Consider the following 15,110-nt stretch of genomic DNA (forward strand, 5'->3'; position numbering starts at 1 on the left):
TTCAGAGCTCCTCTTCCAGCAACTGAAGGACGCCGTAAGCTTCCTCCATCGCCGCTTTGTTCTGCGCATGGGCGTGTGCGTACGCTGGGTTACCAAGCATCGCCTTGTTTTGGTAATACACGTCTCGCCAAGCCGGAGCATTGGCTTTGCTGACGATGGCATTCTGGCAACGGTTGGGGTTGCAGCGCAGCCCTCCAATGCAAGGCAGCAAACTGTCGAACTCATCCACACCTCCACCGTAACAGAAGCCAGAGCCCACGTTGATAACCGCAATGTGCTGGTCGAGCATGGCTTCGAAAATGTCCTCCTTGGTATGCCCAGAGGCCATGTAACCCCGGAAAACCTTCCTGAGACTCTCCTTGTGGGCCTCGGCATTCACACCTGCATAGCTACCGTCAGGGTCGAACCGCTGATGAATGCTCTCAAGCTCCGCATCCTGACGAAGAGACCTCCCTTTCGTCTTTCGGGCACCACCCCCCTTGGAAATCTTGTCCGCAATTTCGCCATACAGCAGGGTGGTCTTGCTGAACCCACGATCAGAATGCCCCACACCCACGATCTCACCGAAGTGCTTAAGCTGATGAGAGATAAACGGCAGCCCCAGGTCGGCACGATACAGCTGATAGGCCAAGGTATGACGCATCATATAGGCATTGAAGTCTAGGCCGACAAAGGTCTCTGGCGGCAAGATGCGCTCGAAAAATTTCTCCAGCGTAAGCTTCGTGCCGCTGGCAGAGAACGGCTGTCCTTGCTCCCCAAACGCGACGGTATCCACGTTTGAAAATATATAATCATTGTTCTTGTATTTGCTGATCAACTGGCACACCCGTACAGCATCACGCACAATCGGAATAGCCAGCCAGAAATCATCAAACAACTCAACAAGGTTGTCTTGATGTTTGCTCACATTACTCGCCAAAACCCAGTAGCGGCCATCAGGTCGGGGGCTCGAGCTTGCGAGCAGCTCTGCATATTCTGAAGGACGCATCCCGGTATATTGACCAATAATGTAGAGACATGAGTAGTTAACAAAGTTCAGGTAAAGCCTGAATTGATCATCGAGAGCCGATCCGGTGTCTTTCGCATATTGCTTAACAGCATAGGGCGCTATTACAGAGAACAGCTTGCTAGAGCTCATCACATCGCTGCCCAGAACTTTAGCGACCTCATCAAAAGAGAAACCCTTGTTAGAAAGCCGCTTATACACATACAAGTTGAATTTGAGCCGATTCAACCCGCTCTGTTGCGAAGGAAAGTATTCCTTAGCGTTACGACGCTTGAGGCTAGCCGCATCAACAACATCCTCTCCCATCGCATCCAAAAAATCGACAATGGACAGCGAGGCCATCTGGGATGAAATTTCGAAGACGTTGTTTGGTAATATTTGCGACTTTTTTTCGGCATCTTTTGCAGGCCGATTTTTACCACCTAGGACTTTCCATTTCAGCTTGGAAAAGTCGACGAATGGCAGGCTCGCACCGAACACGTTCGCTTGCAGGTAGCCAGACTTGAGGTGCTTGAACAGCTTCTCAGTGTATTCGTCGTATACGTAGTCGTAATCTTCGGCAGCTGCTGCATAGAAATGCGCAGGCAAGCATTGAATTGAGATCAGCTCACGATCCACGTGCTCCTTTCCAAGCTCAATAGCCGCGACGGCATAAACCTTATCCAAAAACCGAAGCCCGCTCTCATAGTCACTGATCAGCGAATTGGGCTTGAGCGGTTTCTTGCTGACTCTGGTGGATTTCCCATCCGCTGGAATCCCGCTCAGGGCCTTGAGGATGATCATGAATGCAGCTTTGAGCTCGAGAATCGCCAGCTCTGGAATGTTGGAATACTTCGTGAAATCGATGCGAAGTTTAGCCCCACGAATGTAGCGCGAGGCGTTTGGGTAATCCTTATTGAAGTCCCAAACCCCGTCCACGAATGCAGAGCTCTGAGATACCTGCAAGTTATTGAGGTAGGACAGGAAAGCCCAGGCTTCCTGCTGGTCGGTCTCTGCTTCAATAGCAGAAAGCTGGCCTTGCAGCAGTGACAGGCTCGAGCGAAAACTTGAGAACCTCAAAAGGGTAGAAAAATTAATCTGCTCCATCATCACATCGCCACCCCGTCCACCAGCACAGTCGTGTCAACGAACTCCGAAAGACGACGGCCCTCGGCCAACTCTTCAGGCGTGAAATCAGATTTTGAGTGCAGGATGCCATCCAGCAACGCCAGGTTTTCGCGTACTACGCGTCCATACGGCGTATCCATGATGCGAGAAATCTCATTGAGCGTGAGGTAGTCCCGCTCCATCGCGAACAGCTCTGGCAGGTTCGACGCAGTGAGCATAACGTTTTCGCATCCCAGGCACATGTTGTACAACGCACAAGGGCTGCCGGGCACGTAGGAGCTCAGCTTCTTGATGAACTCCGGGGGGTTGAAAATGTTACGGCAGCTCGCTAGAGGAGTTTTGAAAACAACCTGTGGCCCATCGAGATTAATGACATCAATGAGGTTGGCTTCAGCCTCGCTGCTCGAGAGGCTATCAGCCAACTCGGCTGCTGACTCATGAAGCTCCCTGAGAGCCACATCCAGCTTGGAGCGTGCGATGTAGTTGAAGTCCATACGATCCAGGTAGGCCAGTGTGGTTTCAATATACTTGTGGCCCAGAATCAACTGAATCTCACGGACGGGGACGTCACGCTCCACAAGCTCGCTGATGAAACTGGGGCGCAACCTGGCAGGAGTGAGGCTCAAGGGCTGGCCATTGCTGTCCACGAAGCCTTTACGCTTACCGTAAGCAGCAAAGGCAACCCCTAGTGCGCCGTCCTTCCCAGTGGCGAAGGACTTGATTTCCATGAAGCTTTTCCGAGCACTGGACTGCCAAATGAATAGCTTATCTCGCATAACTGGAGGTGCAGATACGCGGATTTTGGCTGTCAGTGCCTTGATGTCCTCAAAAATCTGAGCGACAGCATACGATTGAGACGTAGTGAGCCAGGTGATGTCAGCTTCGAAAATATCAAGATGCATCAGCTTTTCACCGTCAGAACGCTCTTTCCAGTACCGGAGGCAAGGACGCCCAGTGAGCGGATGCTTAGGCTCGTAGTCATCCACATCAAGCAGCTTGATTGAGTCAGCGTTCAGCCCGGTGACTTGAGCCAGCTTGATCGCATAAGGCGTGATCACCTGAGCGTCCACCAGATAGTGAACGCCCCAACCCTCTACAACCTCCCGCAGCCCGGTGCCTGAACGGCTCACGATACGCAGAAAGGCTCTCACATGAGGATCTTCACTGTCTTTTTGATCATGACCAACATGCGTGCAACCGAGCGTGTTCTCGAAAATCCAGCGAGCATTTTCAAGGGTATTGCAGCCTGGCTTTAAGCTGCCTTTCGCATCAATGGGATCTTCACCAATACCGCTTCGCTGGTAGGGCTGCGCAAGGGTGTTGTAGTGCTCGATATCCTCGTTCACGCTCGTAGAGATTCGAACACGCTCAGCGCTCGAGTATGGGCGGTACGCATCAGTGACACGATCAGCATCAAACCCCTGACAGTTGATGAAATCTGATCCCGCATAACCCTTGATATTTTTGATGGTCGTCAAGGTGCTACGGACGGCACTCACCAAGGTAGTCGCGGTAATCGGAGAAAGGGTGCCCTCGACAATATGGCGCTCGAGATACGAACGGAACAACGGGAGGCTGAACGGATCGAGAACCTCAGTCAGCGGCTCCAAGCCACTGAAGCCTTGCCCAGTGAGGAGCCTCGTGAACCATTTGAACCCCTCATGATAATTGCTCGCACCAGAGTCGCTGGTAGTACCCAGCGAAGCGGTCGCAAACGCATGTTTCAAGTCGTTGAATGGCCTACCTTCAGATGATTTTTCGAGACCGTCCAAGGCAGCAAAATCAAGCATCTGGAGTCGTTTAAAATCCACAAGAGCATTTTCCTGCGGCACAAACTCCTCCTTGGATTCAACCCGCTCCTTAACGGTCATATAGTCCACAGAGGCGACCCCGAGAGACTGAAGATCAAGGTTGATCTCCTGGTAGGCGAGCCGAACACTTTCATGCCTGCTGTAGCCGTACTTGATCGCGTCCAGCGCAGAAGCCGGCACAACTGATTTGGAGAGCTTTAGCTTGTTGCCAAAAATCGGGAGCGCGAGCTTTTCTTCTTGAGAGAGCGATTTATACCAGCCCAAAAGCTTCAAACGCCAATTACAACCCGCAGCAGTTTCTCCCTGATGTATAACGCCATCAATAAGCATATTCAGGATGAGCTTTTGCTCTGCAAGCTCGAACATCTTGATTGATGGGTCGAGATCCTTGCCTGCAATGTAAGACTCGCTGAGCATCAGCGGAGCATAAGTACCACTGGTGTTATCGCTGAGCTCGACTTGGTAGTATTGGAGTGGATTTTCTTCCAGCTCCTTCAGCCACCTGAAAATCTTGCCACTCTCGACTGCACGTTCTGAAACATTCATTTCTTATCTCCTAACCTGATTTTCAGCGTCGTCTGAGCAGCAAGATCCGCCATACTTTTTGCTTTGGTCGCAACCTCTCCAGTGTTCGGGCAAACCAGGTGAAAGATTTCCTGCGGCAACTTGGTATAAGTTCCTGTGGTGGATGTGTCTGAGTGGCCGAGTGACTTCTGAGCCATCAGTAGTTTGTTGAGATAGTCATCGCCGAAGTCAGGGCTAGTCAAAATGGCATATGCGTGACCATGACGAAGCTTGTGGGGGGAAATCATGCGTTCAACCCGCTTACTACTGACGGTACGCTTAGAGAGTCGCTCAAGCAGTTTGCTCACAGCGTCTGGCTTGAAGGGCTTTCCCTCCGAATTGAAGAAGCACGGCGTTACATCAGCAGTCTCATAACGGCGAGCGTGCTTCTTATATAAGGGAGATGCGTGATAACGCTTGATACGCTCGAGCACAGCTCGACTCACGATTGAGTATCGTGGCTTGAGCTCATTCCCACGTCCTTTACTGCCGTCAATGTAAAGTGGGCAGTAATCAGGATGCACCCAATCAAGGTCATCATCCGGAACAAAGTTAGCTTGAGCAAACCCCAAAGCTTTATTCACAGCGCCCAAGGTAACCCTGCCAACTTCACTTCGACGCAAACCCACATCAAAGATAGCTTGGATCAGGCATCGCTCCCTCTCGCTGCTCGCAGATTCAATAAGCGCTTTGAGTTCCTGCAATGAACAGGGATAAACCAAATCCTTCTTTGGAGCAGGAGAAAGAAAACCACCAGCATAAGGATTGTCCTCACGTGCTGGGCCTTTGTGCTTTCCGCCAACGCACAGGAAGTCATTGAACAGGGCCATATAACAAGCGTCCCTGTTACGGATGGTAGTTGAGGTCAAACCATCCACTTCACGCAGGTGGGTAAAGTACCGTTGGATACCGTGTTTAGTTACGGCAAGAAGGATTTCGTCATAAGACGAGCTTTTGAAAGTTGGCGTGCCTTTCAGGTGTTCGAGCAAGTAACCAATGTTACGCCCATATGTCTCGGCTGACAGGGCCGCCAGGTTGGCGCTGCGAACTGCGAAGGTCAGGTACTCGCTTACAAGCGGTACAAGCCTCTCTTCTGAATCGAACAGCCCCACCGCCGTCACAGACACCCGGTCTGCCACTGTGGGCCCATCTTCGTTGAGCATCGACCCACCTAGGTCGAGCAAGTGCTTCTCTTCGACTACAACCTTCACCGACTACCCCTTTTTGAAGGCCGCCCATCCTATGCAGAATGTGCAGCTTGTCAAGGTCAAGATGAAGTAGCACGAAAGACAAATTTTTTTAGGCGAGGAGCGTGTACTGTGCGCTTTTTCCCACGTCAGATAAAAGGCCCAGGTCGTTGGAACGGATGTAGAGAGTCAGGGAGATCTCCTTGGTCTCGACGTTCGGGTGGAACTGGTACAGCAGATGGCATGGCGGCAGGGCCATTTCATCGAGCTGGGCGACGTTCCAGCCGTGGAACAGAATGCGGCGGCTGCCCGGATCCTTGATGATCGTGTCGACGCACTGGCGCACCTGATCGATCGCCTTGTACAGCACGACGTAGGCCTGGCCGTCTTCTTCGCCCTGAGCGATCTGCTTGTAGCCGTTGGCCAGGGTTTGTTCAATGGCGGCGGTGTTGCTCAGCGGGATCTGCTTGTACGCCGGCCATTTGCGCCATTGCACGCCGTAGATTTCACCGAGGTCGTCGTCGCCCTGACGGAACGGGTTGGCCAGCCATTGCGCGTTTTCGTTGGCATTCTGGTCCCAGACCTTGCAGCCCAGTGCGCGGAATTCAGCGGCGTTGTTCACGCCACGCAGAAAGCCGCACATCTCGCCGATGGCCGATTTGAAAGCCATTTTGCGCGTGGTGATCGCCGGGAAACCTTCCTGCAGATCGAAACGCAGCATCGCTCCCGGAAAACTGATGGTGTTGATGCCGGTGCGGTTGGCCTGTTTGGTGCCGTTCTGAATGACGTGCGAGACCAGTTCGAGATATTGCTTCATGAGTTACCTGTGTCCTTGGAGCCCCGGCGTCGCGCGCCGGGGTTCGTAGTTTAAGCCGTCGGCGCGAGCGGTGCTGCCGGGGCGCGACGATAGGCCAGCCAGATCAGCAACAGCCCGCCGACAATCATCGGCACGCAGAGCACCTGACCCATGGTCAGCCAGTTCCACGCCAGATAGCCCAACTGCGCATCAGGCACGCGGACAAACTCGACGATGAAACGGAAGATGCCGTAGAACAGCGCGAACATGCCGGAGACCGCCATGGTCGGACGCGGTTTACGCGAGAAGATCCACAGGATCAGGAACAGCGCCACGCCTTCGAGGGCGAACTGGTACAGCTGCGACGGGTGACGCGGCAACTGCGCCGGATCGCTGAACGGCGGGAACACCATCGCCCATGGCACGTCGGTGGCCTTGCCCCACAACTCGGCGTTGATGAAGTTGCCGATGCGCCCGGCGCCCAGGCCGATCGGCACCATCGGCGCGACGAAGTCCATCAGCTGGAAGAACGACTTGCCATTGCGCTTGCCGAACCACAAGGCCGCGAGCATCACGCCGATGAATCCGCCGTGGAACGACATGCCGCCCTTCCATACTTCGAAAATCAGCGTCGGGTTGGCCAGGTACGCGCTCAGATCATAGAACAGCACGTAACCCAGACGGCCGCCGACGATCACGCCCATCGATAGCCAGAACACCAGATCGGAGAGTTTCTCCTTGGTCCAGGTCGGGTCGAAGCGGTTGAGCCGGCGCGACGCCAACAGCCACGCGCCGCCGATGCCGATCAGGTACATCAGACCGTACCAGTGGATTTTCAGCGGACCGATGGCCAGGGCCACCGGGTCGATCTGCGGGTAAGGCAGCATTGCGACTCCTTGTTAGAGTTGAAAGCGAAATTCCCGGGCGACGCTGCCACCTCAGGATTAAGCCAGGATTGCCACGCGGTCAGAGCAGAAAGCTCAGACCCACGCAGAACAGCAAAGCGGCGAACAGCCTTTTCAGCAAGCGCGGCGACAACCTGTGTGCCAGACGCGCGCCGAGCCGGGCGAAGACCATGCTGGTCAGGGCGATGCCCAACAATGCCGGCAAATACACAAAACCGAGACTATGGGCCGGCAACAACGGATCGTGCCACCCCAGAATCATGAAACTTGCTGCACTGGCCAGAGCGATCGGCAGGCCACAGGCCGACGAGGTCGCCACCGCCTGCTGCATCGGCACGCTGCGCCAGGTCAGAAACGGCACGGTCAGCGAGCCGCCACCAATGCCGAAAATCGCCGAGGCCCAGCCAATCACCGTACCGGCGGCAGTCAGACCGAGTTTGCCCGGCACCGTTCGGCTGGCCTTGGGTTTGACGTCCAGCGCCAGTTGCACGGCGATCACCAGAGCGAACACGCCGATGATCTTTTGCAGGTTCGGCCCGGAGATGGCTTCTGCGGTCAGCGCCCCGAAACCGGCACCGAGCAGGATACCCACGGTCATCCAGCGAAAAATCGCCCAGCGCACCGCGCCGCGACGGTGATGTTCACGCACGGCGTTGACCGAGGTGAAGATGATCGTCGCCAGCGAAGTCCCTACCGCCAAGTGCGTAAGAATCGACTGATCGAAGCCCTGCAAAGTGAAGCTGAACACCAGCACCGGGACGATGATGATCCCGCCGCCGACGCCAAACAGCCCGGCGAGCACGCCCGCACAGGCGCCGAGCGCCAGGTAGAGCAGAAATTCCATGACCGTCTCCAGCACGCATCGGCAAAACAGGAGCGGCATGTTAACGGATGCGCAGCCTTCTGCTCCACTGGCGATGGATGCACGGACGCCGGATGCGTAGAGTGGGCAAAAAACACGCAAGGACCACCTTATGTGCCTGATTGTTTTCGCCTGGCGCCCGGACCATGCCCAGCCGCTGATCGTCGCGGCCAACCGCGACGAGTTCTACGCCCGCCCCAGCCTGCCATTGGCGCCGTGGCCCGAGGCGCCGCATGTGCATGCCGGGCGTGATCTTGAAGCTGGCGGCACGTGGCTGGGGATCGGCGCCAACGGACGCTTCGCCGCGCTGACCAATATTCGCGATCCACAGCAGCCACCGGCGACCAAATCCCGGGGCGAGCTGGTGGCGCGGTTTCTTGCTAGTGATCTGTCGATTGATGATTATTTGAGCGATGTGGTGGCTCGTGCCGCCGAATATGCCGGGTTCAATCTGCTGCTGGGCAATGCCCATGAGCTGTGGCATTTCAATGCGCGGGCGTCGGAGCCGGTGATGTTGCAACCCGGGGTTTACGGGTTATCCAATGCCGGACTGGATACACCGTGGCCAAAACTGCTCAAGGCCAAGGCGGCGTTGAGCGCGGTGCTGGACGATCCGCAGCCTGAGCGATTGCTGGCCTTGCTGAGCGATGCGCAGACCGCACCGGAGGCCGAGTTGCCGGATACCGGGGTTGGCATGGCGACGGAAGCGTTGTTGTCGAGCGTGTTTATTGCCAGCCAGAGCTATGGCACCCGGGCGAGTACAGCGTTGATCGTGCGAGCGGACGGCACGCGGCGGATGGTAGAGCGCAGCTTTGGGCCGTATGGCGGGCATCTTGGGGAAGTTGAGGTTTGTGTCTAAGAGCTCACCCTCACCCCAGCCCTCTCCCGGAGGGAGAGGGGGCCGACCGAGGTGTCTTGAGCCATACACCGACCTGAAAGACCGAGTTGATTATGGATTCAACACAGCACCTTTTTGTCCGTGTGAGTCGATTATGGATTCAACACAGCACTTTCAGGTCGACGGAGTTCTGCAGCATTCCCCAATCAGTCCCCTCTCCCTCTGGGAGAGGGCTAGGGTGAGGGGCTTTTGATCTTTAGAGAGCCTTGGTCACCACCGGCGAATTCATCTTCGCCAACCCAAGATTCTTCAGCGCCAGTTGCAGCGAGCTGTGGATAACCTGCGGGTTATCGATCTTCATCAGTTCCGCCAGCATCTCCTGCGCCTTGCTCAGGTTCACCTGGCGCAACATCCACTTCACCTTCGGCAGGTTGGTGGCGTTCATCGACAGGCTGTCGAAACCCATCGCCATCAACAGCACCGCCGCCGCTGGATCCCCGGCCATCTCGCCGCAGATACTCACCGGTTTGCCTTCGGCGTGGGCGTCAGTGACGACGGTTTGCAGAGCTTGCAGCACCGCAGGGTGCAGATAGTCGTAGAGGTCGGCGACGCGCGGGTTGTTGCGGTCTACCGCCAGCAGGTACTGGGTCAGGTCGTTGGAGCCAACGGAGAGGAAGTCGACCATCCGCGCCAGTTCCTTGGTCTGGTACACCGCTGCCGGGATTTCGATCATCACGCCGATCGGCGGCATCGGCACGTCTGTGCCTTCGTCGCGCACTTCACCCCAGGCACGGTGGATCAGGTGCAGGGCTTCTTCGAGTTCGTGAGTGCCGGAGATCATCGGCAGCAGAATCCGCAGGTTGTTCAGGCCTTCGCTGGCCTTGAGCATCGCGCGCGTCTGCACGAGGAAGATTTCCGGGTGGTCGAGGGTGACGCGGATACCGCGCCAGCCGAGGAACGGGTTGTCTTCCTTGATCGGGAAGTACGACAGCGACTTGTCACCACCGATGTCGAGGCTGCGCATGGTCACCGGTTGCGGGTGGAACGCGGCGAGCTGTTCGCGGTAGATCGCCAGCTGTTCCTTCTCGCTCGGGAAGCGCTGGTTGATCATGAACGGCACTTCGGTGCGGTACAGGCCGACTCCTTCGGCGCCACGCTTCTGCGCCCGCGCCACATCGGCGAGCAGGCCGGTGTTGACCCACAGCGGCATGCGGTGGCCATCGAGGGTCACGCACGGCAGGTCGCGCAGGGTGTCGAGGCCCAGCGCCAGTTGTTTCTCTTCTTCGACGACTTCGGCGAACTGCTTGCGCAGCACTTCGCTGGGGTTGGTGTAGACCTCGCCACGGGTGCCGTCGACGATCATTTCGATGCCGTCGACCTTGGCGTACGGCAGATCGACCAGGCCCATCACCGTCGGAATGCCCATGGCCCGGGCCAGAATCGCAACGTGAGAGTTACCCGAACCGAGTACCGAGACCAGACCGACCAGCGTGCCTTCCGGCACCTCGCCGAGCATCGCCGGCGTCAGCTCTTCGCTGACCAGAATGGTTTTTTCCGGGTAGACCAGATTCTGCTGGCGCTCTTCCTGCAGATAGGCGAGCAGACGGCGGCCAAGGTCTTTGACGTCCGAAGCACGCTCACGCAGGTAGGCGTCGTCCATCAGTTCGAAACGGTTGACGTGCTCAGTGACCACCTGACGCAGCGCGCCCTGAGCCCACTGCCCCGTCTTGATCACCGTAGTGATTTCGCTGCCCAGCGAGGCATCGTCGAGCATCATCAGGTACACGTCGAACAGCGCGCGCTCTTCCGGGCGCAACTGGGTCGCCAGTTTGGCGGACAAGGCGCGCATGTCGGCGCGCACGCCTTCGATGGCGGTCTTGAACAGCGCCAGCTCGGCGTTGATGTCGGTGATGGTCTTGTCCGGCACCACGTCCAGGTCCGCCGGCGGCAGCATGACCACGGCGGTACCGACGGCAGCACCCGGCGAACCCGGCACGCCGACGAACTTGGCTTCCTGAATGCCCTTGCCCTGCCGGCCCAGACCACGGATCGAACCGGTGGCCTCGGCGTGGGCGATTACGCCGGCGAGCTGCGCGCTCATGGTCACGAGGAAGGCTTCTTCACCTTCGTCGAACTGGCGGCGTTCTTTCTGCTGGATGACCAACACGCCGACGACGCGGCGGTGGTGAATGATCGGGGCACCGAGGAACGAGGCGTAACGCTCTTCACCGGTTTCGGCGAAGTAGCGATAGCGCGGGTGAACCGAAGCGTTTTCCAGGTTCAGGGGTTCTTCACGCGTGCCGACCAGACCGACCAGACCCTCGTTGGGGGCCATGCTGACCTTGCCGATCGAGCGCTTGTTCAAGCCCTCGGTGGCCATCAGGACGAAGCGATTGGTTTCCGGATCAAGCAGGTAGACCGAGCAGACCTGGCTGCCCATGGCCTCTTTGACGCGCAACACAATAATCCCCAACGCCGCCTTGAGATCCTTGGCGGAGTTAACTTCCTGGACGATCTTGCGCAGCGTATTGAGCATGGCTCGGGGTCGAACTCCGTCGTCAGTCGCGCGCTAAAAGGCGCGGGGCAAGCTCTTTGAGAGCGCGTCGATACACCTCGCGCTTGAATGTCACCACCTGGCCCAACGGATACCAATAGCTGACCCAGCGCCAGCCATCGAACTCCGGTTTACCGGTCAGATCCATCCGCACCCGCTGCTCGTTGGAGATCAGGCGCAGGAGAAACCATTTCTGTTTCTGGCCGATGCACAGCGGTTGGCTGTGGGTACGCACCAGGCGTTGCGGCAAACGATAGCGCAACCAGCCTCGGGTACAGGCCAGTATTTCAACATCTTCACGTTCCAGGCCAACTTCTTCGTTCAGCTCGCGGTACAAGGCGTCTTCCGGCGTCTCCTCGGGGTTGATCCCCCCTTGCGGAAACTGCCAGGCGTCCTGATTGATACGGCGAGCCCATAGCACCTGGCCGGCGTCATTCGTCAGAATGATCCCGACATTGGGGCGGAAACCATCGGGGTCGATCACGGCAACAACCTCGCAAACGCATGTCGCCGCATTGTTCCACAAAGCTTGATCAGGCGGCAACGAAGGTTCCTACCTTATGTGCACTCTTGTGAAAAGACCGTATTCTTGTCGCCTTTTTACTGACTTTTCAGCGGGTAACTGCAATGCGCCTGGCTTTATTCGATTTGGACAACACCCTTCTGGGCGGCGACAGCGATCACGCTTGGGGCGATTATCTGTGCGAGCGCGGCTTCCTCGACCCGATCGCCTACAAGGCGCGCAACGACGAGTTCTATCAGGATTACCTGGCCGGCAAGCTCGACAACGCTGCCTACCTGAACTTCTGCCTGGAAATTCTCGGCCGCACCGAAATGGCCATGCTCGACGCCTGGCACAGCGATTACATGCGCGACTGCATCGAGCCGATCGTGCTGCCCAAGGCACTGGAGCTGCTGAAGAAGCACCGCGATGCCGGCGACAAACTGGTGATCATCACCGCCACTAACCGTTTCGTCACCGCGCCGATCGCCGTGCGCCTGGGCGTGGAAACCCTGATCGCCACCGAATGCGAAATGATCGATGGCCGCTACAGCGGGCGCAGCACCGACATTCCGTGTTTCCGTGAAGGCAAGGTCACGCGCCTGAATCGTTGGCTGGAAGAGACCGGGCATTCGCTTGAGGACAGCTATTTCTATAGCGATTCGATGAATGATCTGCCGCTGCTGGAACAGGTGACGAATCCGGTGGCGGTGGACCCGGATCCGAATCTGCGGGCCGAAGCCGAGAAGCGTGGCTGGCCGGTGATTTCGTTGCGCGGCTGAGATTGCTATCGCTGGCAAGCCAGCTCCCACAGGGAGCTCAGTGTCCACTTAATCAGTGTTCACTGAATACCCCTGTGGGAGCTGGCTTGCCAGCGATGGAGGTCAACTCGGTCTCAAGCCTTAAACCGGCTTGGCCCCCATCAACGCCGCTATGGCGACAAACCCGACGCCGCTGACAATCGCCAGGGCCAGATTGAACTTGCGATTGCCCACCCCGCTTGTCCACAGCCGATCCAGCCGGACCAGCAGCCAGACCGCGCTGAGCGTGGCCACGGCATAGATCACGCTGGAACCCAGAATCCACAATTGGCCCAATGGCCAGCCCACCAGGTGTACCAGCCACCAGCCGGTGAAAGGCATGCTGAGCATGCCGATCAGCATCAGACACCAGATGAACAGCCACGGACGGCGCATCGTACTGGCCGGGCCTTCGCTGCGATTACGCCAGGTCAGGGCGGCGAGCACCAGCCCGCTCGCGAGGATGACCACGGTCGCCGCGACGTGAAGGACTTTCAGGGTGGTCAGGGTTTCCATGTCGTTCTCTTCCGTAGATCCATGCCCATCAGCGTAGCCGCTCAGCCAAGAAACAGCTGATAAGCCGGGTTGTCGCTTTCATCCCAATACGGGTAGCCGATTTCCGCCAGTGCCGCCGGCACCAGATGACGCTCGTCATGGGGCACTTGCAGGCCGGCGACCACGCGGCCGTCCGCTGCGCCGTGATTGCGGTAGTGAAACATCGAGATATTCCAGCGCCCGCCGAGCTTGTTGAGGAAGTTGAACAGCGCGCCCGGGCGCTCCGGGAATTCGAAGCGCAGCACCACTTCATCGACCACCTGCGCGGCGCGGCCGCCGACCATGTGGCGGATGTGCAGCTTGGCCAGTTCGTTGTCGGTCAGGTCGATAACCGGGAAACCCTGCTCGGTCAGGCTCGCCAGCAAGGCGCTGCGCGGATCGTTGTCCGGGTGGGTCTGCACGCCAACAAAGATGTGTGCTTCGCTGCCGGTGTTGTAGCGGTAATTGAATTCAGTGATCTGGCGCTTGCCGATGGCTTCGCAGAACGCCTTGAAGCTGCCGGCCTTTTCCGGGATGGTCACGGCGATGATCGCCTCGCGACCTTCGCCCAGTTCGGCGCGCTCGGCGACGTGGCGCAGGCGGTCAAAATTGACGTTGGCGCCGGAGTCGATGGCGACGAAAGTCTGGCCGCTGACGCCACGCTGCTCAACATACTTCTTGATCCCGGCCACGCCCAGCGCGCCGGCAGGCTCGGTGATCGAGCGGGTATCGTCGTAGATATCCTTGATTGCCGCGCAGATCTCGTCGGTGCTGACAGTAATCACTTCATCGACGTAATCCTTGCAGATTTCGAAGGTGTACTGGCCGATCTGCGCCACCGCCACGCCGTCGGCGAAGATGCCGACAGTCGGCAGAACCACGCGCTCGCCCGCTGCCATCGCGGCTTGCAGGCAGTTGGAGTCGTCCGGTTCGACGCCGATCACTTTGATGTCCGGGCGCAGATACTTCACGTACGCGGCAATACCGGCGATCAGACCACCGCCGCCGACCGGGACGAAAATCGCATCCAGCGGCTGCGGGTGCTGACGCAGGATTTCCATCGCCACGGTGCCCTGCCCGGCAATGGTGTGCGGATCGTCGTACGGGTGGATGTAGACGTAGCCTTTTTCATCGACCAGTTTCAGCGAGTAGGCCAGCGCTTCCGGAAACGAGTCACCGTGCAGCACCACTTTGCCGCCGCGCGAACGCACGCCTTCGACCTTGATTTCCGGGGTGGTCTTGGGCATGACGATGGTGGCTTTGACGCCCAACACTTTCGCCGCCAAGGCCAGCCCCTGCGCATGATTGCCCGCCGACGCGGTGACCACGCCACGAGCGCGCTCTTCGTCGCTCAGTTGCGTCAGCTTGTTGTAGGCGCCGCGAATCTTGAACGAGAACACCGGCTGCAAGTCTTCACGCTTGAGCCAGATGTCGTTGCCCAGCCGCTCGGAGAGCTGGCGAGCGTTCTGCAGCGGGGTTTCTACGGCAACGTCATAAACGCGCGAGGTGAGGATCTTCTTGACGTACTGTTCGAGCATCGGAAAGCATCACTGGCGATTGGGCGGGACCAGCGAGTCTAACCCGCCTTTTGCCGAGGCGACCACACTAAACAGGTGGTTTTAAGGTCTGGAAACCCATTCTTGA

Annotated in this window: 11 protein-coding genes and 1 pseudogene; 2 read left to right on the plus strand and 10 right to left on the minus strand. The window is 57.7% G+C overall.

Annotation, left to right across the window (positions count from 1 at the left end; genetic code table 11):
• Position 1: 1 nt before the first annotated feature.
• The 6 genes and pseudogenes from OC605_RS06505 to OC605_RS06530 form a co-directional block, all read right to left on the minus strand.
• Positions 2 to 2,095 (minus strand): tyrosine-type recombinase/integrase, encoded by a 2,094-nt coding sequence (locus OC605_RS06505; RefSeq protein ID WP_262136547.1) that lies wholly within the window; start codon positions 2,093 to 2,095, stop codon positions 2 to 4.
• Entirely contained in the window at positions 2,095 to 4,470 is a 2,376-nt protein-coding gene (locus tag OC605_RS06510; protein WP_262136548.1) for an integrase, read from the minus strand. The genes OC605_RS06505 and OC605_RS06510 overlap by 1 nt, the downstream gene beginning before the upstream one ends.
• Positions 4,467 to 5,651, minus strand: coding sequence for a tyrosine-type recombinase/integrase (locus OC605_RS06515; RefSeq protein WP_262136549.1), 1,185 nt, complete (start codon positions 5,649 to 5,651; stop codon positions 4,467 to 4,469). The genes OC605_RS06510 and OC605_RS06515 overlap by 4 nt, the downstream gene beginning before the upstream one ends.
• Before the next feature lie 181 nt (positions 5,652 to 5,832).
• Positions 5,833 to 6,492, minus strand: a pseudogene (locus tag OC605_RS06520) (thymidylate synthase); the annotation flags it as partial.
• 50 nt (positions 6,493 to 6,542) lie between these two features.
• Positions 6,543 to 7,358 (minus strand): prolipoprotein diacylglyceryl transferase, encoded by an 816-nt coding sequence (lgt, locus tag OC605_RS06525; RefSeq protein WP_016772683.1) that lies wholly within the window; start codon positions 7,356 to 7,358, stop codon positions 6,543 to 6,545.
• Positions 7,359 to 7,437: 79 nt separating this feature from the next.
• Positions 7,438 to 8,220 (minus strand): sulfite exporter TauE/SafE family protein, encoded by a 783-nt coding sequence (locus tag OC605_RS06530; protein ID WP_016772682.1) that lies wholly within the window; start codon positions 8,218 to 8,220, stop codon positions 7,438 to 7,440.
• A gap of 130 nt (positions 8,221 to 8,350) precedes the next feature.
• On the opposite strand from OC605_RS06530, the gene OC605_RS06535 reads away from it, so the two are divergent.
• On the plus strand, positions 8,351 to 9,097 hold the full coding sequence (locus OC605_RS06535; protein WP_262136550.1) for an NRDE family protein: 747 nt from the start codon (positions 8,351 to 8,353) through the stop codon (positions 9,095 to 9,097).
• A gap of 235 nt (positions 9,098 to 9,332) precedes the next feature.
• On the opposite strand, the gene ptsP is transcribed toward OC605_RS06535, so the two are convergent.
• Together ptsP and OC605_RS06545 are read right to left on the minus strand one after the other, a co-directional pair.
• Positions 9,333 to 11,612, minus strand: a complete 2,280-nt coding sequence (gene ptsP / locus OC605_RS06540) for a phosphoenolpyruvate--protein phosphotransferase (RefSeq protein ID WP_024014698.1) — start codon at positions 11,610 to 11,612, stop codon at positions 9,333 to 9,335.
• Positions 11,613 to 11,634: 22 nt separating this feature from the next.
• Positions 11,635 to 12,114 (minus strand): RNA pyrophosphohydrolase, encoded by a 480-nt coding sequence (locus tag OC605_RS06545; protein WP_003229203.1) that lies wholly within the window; start codon positions 12,112 to 12,114, stop codon positions 11,635 to 11,637.
• A gap of 143 nt (positions 12,115 to 12,257) precedes the next feature.
• On the opposite strand from OC605_RS06545, the gene OC605_RS06550 reads away from it, so the two are divergent.
• Complete coding sequence (locus tag OC605_RS06550) at positions 12,258 to 12,914, plus strand: HAD family hydrolase (protein WP_262136551.1); 657 nt, start codon at positions 12,258 to 12,260, stop codon at positions 12,912 to 12,914.
• A gap of 120 nt (positions 12,915 to 13,034) precedes the next feature.
• Here OC605_RS06550 and OC605_RS06555 read toward each other — a convergent pair whose 3' ends face one another.
• On the minus strand, positions 13,035 to 13,448 hold the full coding sequence (locus tag OC605_RS06555; protein WP_262136552.1) for a DUF2269 domain-containing protein: 414 nt from the start codon (positions 13,446 to 13,448) through the stop codon (positions 13,035 to 13,037).
• Positions 13,449 to 13,489: 41 nt separating this feature from the next.
• A complete protein-coding gene (gene ilvA, locus OC605_RS06560; RefSeq protein WP_071172186.1) occupies positions 13,490 to 15,004 on the minus strand; it encodes a threonine ammonia-lyase, biosynthetic in 1,515 nt (504 codons plus the stop codon).
• Between the last annotated feature and the right edge of the window lie 106 nt (positions 15,005 to 15,110).

The sequence above is a fragment of the Pseudomonas sp. Marseille-Q5117 genome (assembly GCF_946901175.1).
In the GTDB taxonomy this organism is placed as follows: domain Bacteria; phylum Pseudomonadota; class Gammaproteobacteria; order Pseudomonadales; family Pseudomonadaceae; genus Aquipseudomonas; species Aquipseudomonas iranensis.

What these genes read in the sequence shown, in the direction of transcription:
- OC605_RS06510 (WP_262136548.1), bottom strand. Translation starts at nt 4,470, where the DNA reads ATGAATGTTTCAGAACGTGCAGTCGAGAGTGGCAAGATTTTCAGGTGG.
- OC605_RS06515 (WP_262136549.1), bottom strand. Translation starts at nt 5,651, where the DNA reads ATGCTCAACGAAGATGGGCCCACAGTGGCAGACCGGGTGTCTGTGACG.
- OC605_RS06550 (WP_262136551.1), top strand. Translation starts at nt 12,258, where the DNA reads ATGCGCCTGGCTTTATTCGATTTGGACAACACCCTTCTGGGCGGCGAC.
- ptsP (WP_024014698.1), bottom strand. Translation starts at nt 11,612, where the DNA reads ATGCTCAATACGCTGCGCAAGATCGTCCAGGAAGTTAACTCCGCCAAG.
- lgt (WP_016772683.1), bottom strand. Translation starts at nt 7,358, where the DNA reads ATGCTGCCTTACCCGCAGATCGACCCGGTGGCCCTGGCCATCGGTCCG.
- OC605_RS06530 (WP_016772682.1), bottom strand. Translation starts at nt 8,220, where the DNA reads ATGGAATTTCTGCTCTACCTGGCGCTCGGCGCCTGTGCGGGCGTGCTC.
- OC605_RS06535 (WP_262136550.1), top strand. Translation starts at nt 8,351, where the DNA reads ATGTGCCTGATTGTTTTCGCCTGGCGCCCGGACCATGCCCAGCCGCTG.
- ilvA (WP_071172186.1), bottom strand. Translation starts at nt 15,004, where the DNA reads ATGCTCGAACAGTACGTCAAGAAGATCCTCACCTCGCGCGTTTATGAC.
- OC605_RS06505 (WP_262136547.1), bottom strand. Translation starts at nt 2,095, where the DNA reads ATGATGGAGCAGATTAATTTTTCTACCCTTTTGAGGTTCTCAAGTTTT.
- OC605_RS06555 (WP_262136552.1), bottom strand. Translation starts at nt 13,448, where the DNA reads ATGGAAACCCTGACCACCCTGAAAGTCCTTCACGTCGCGGCGACCGTG.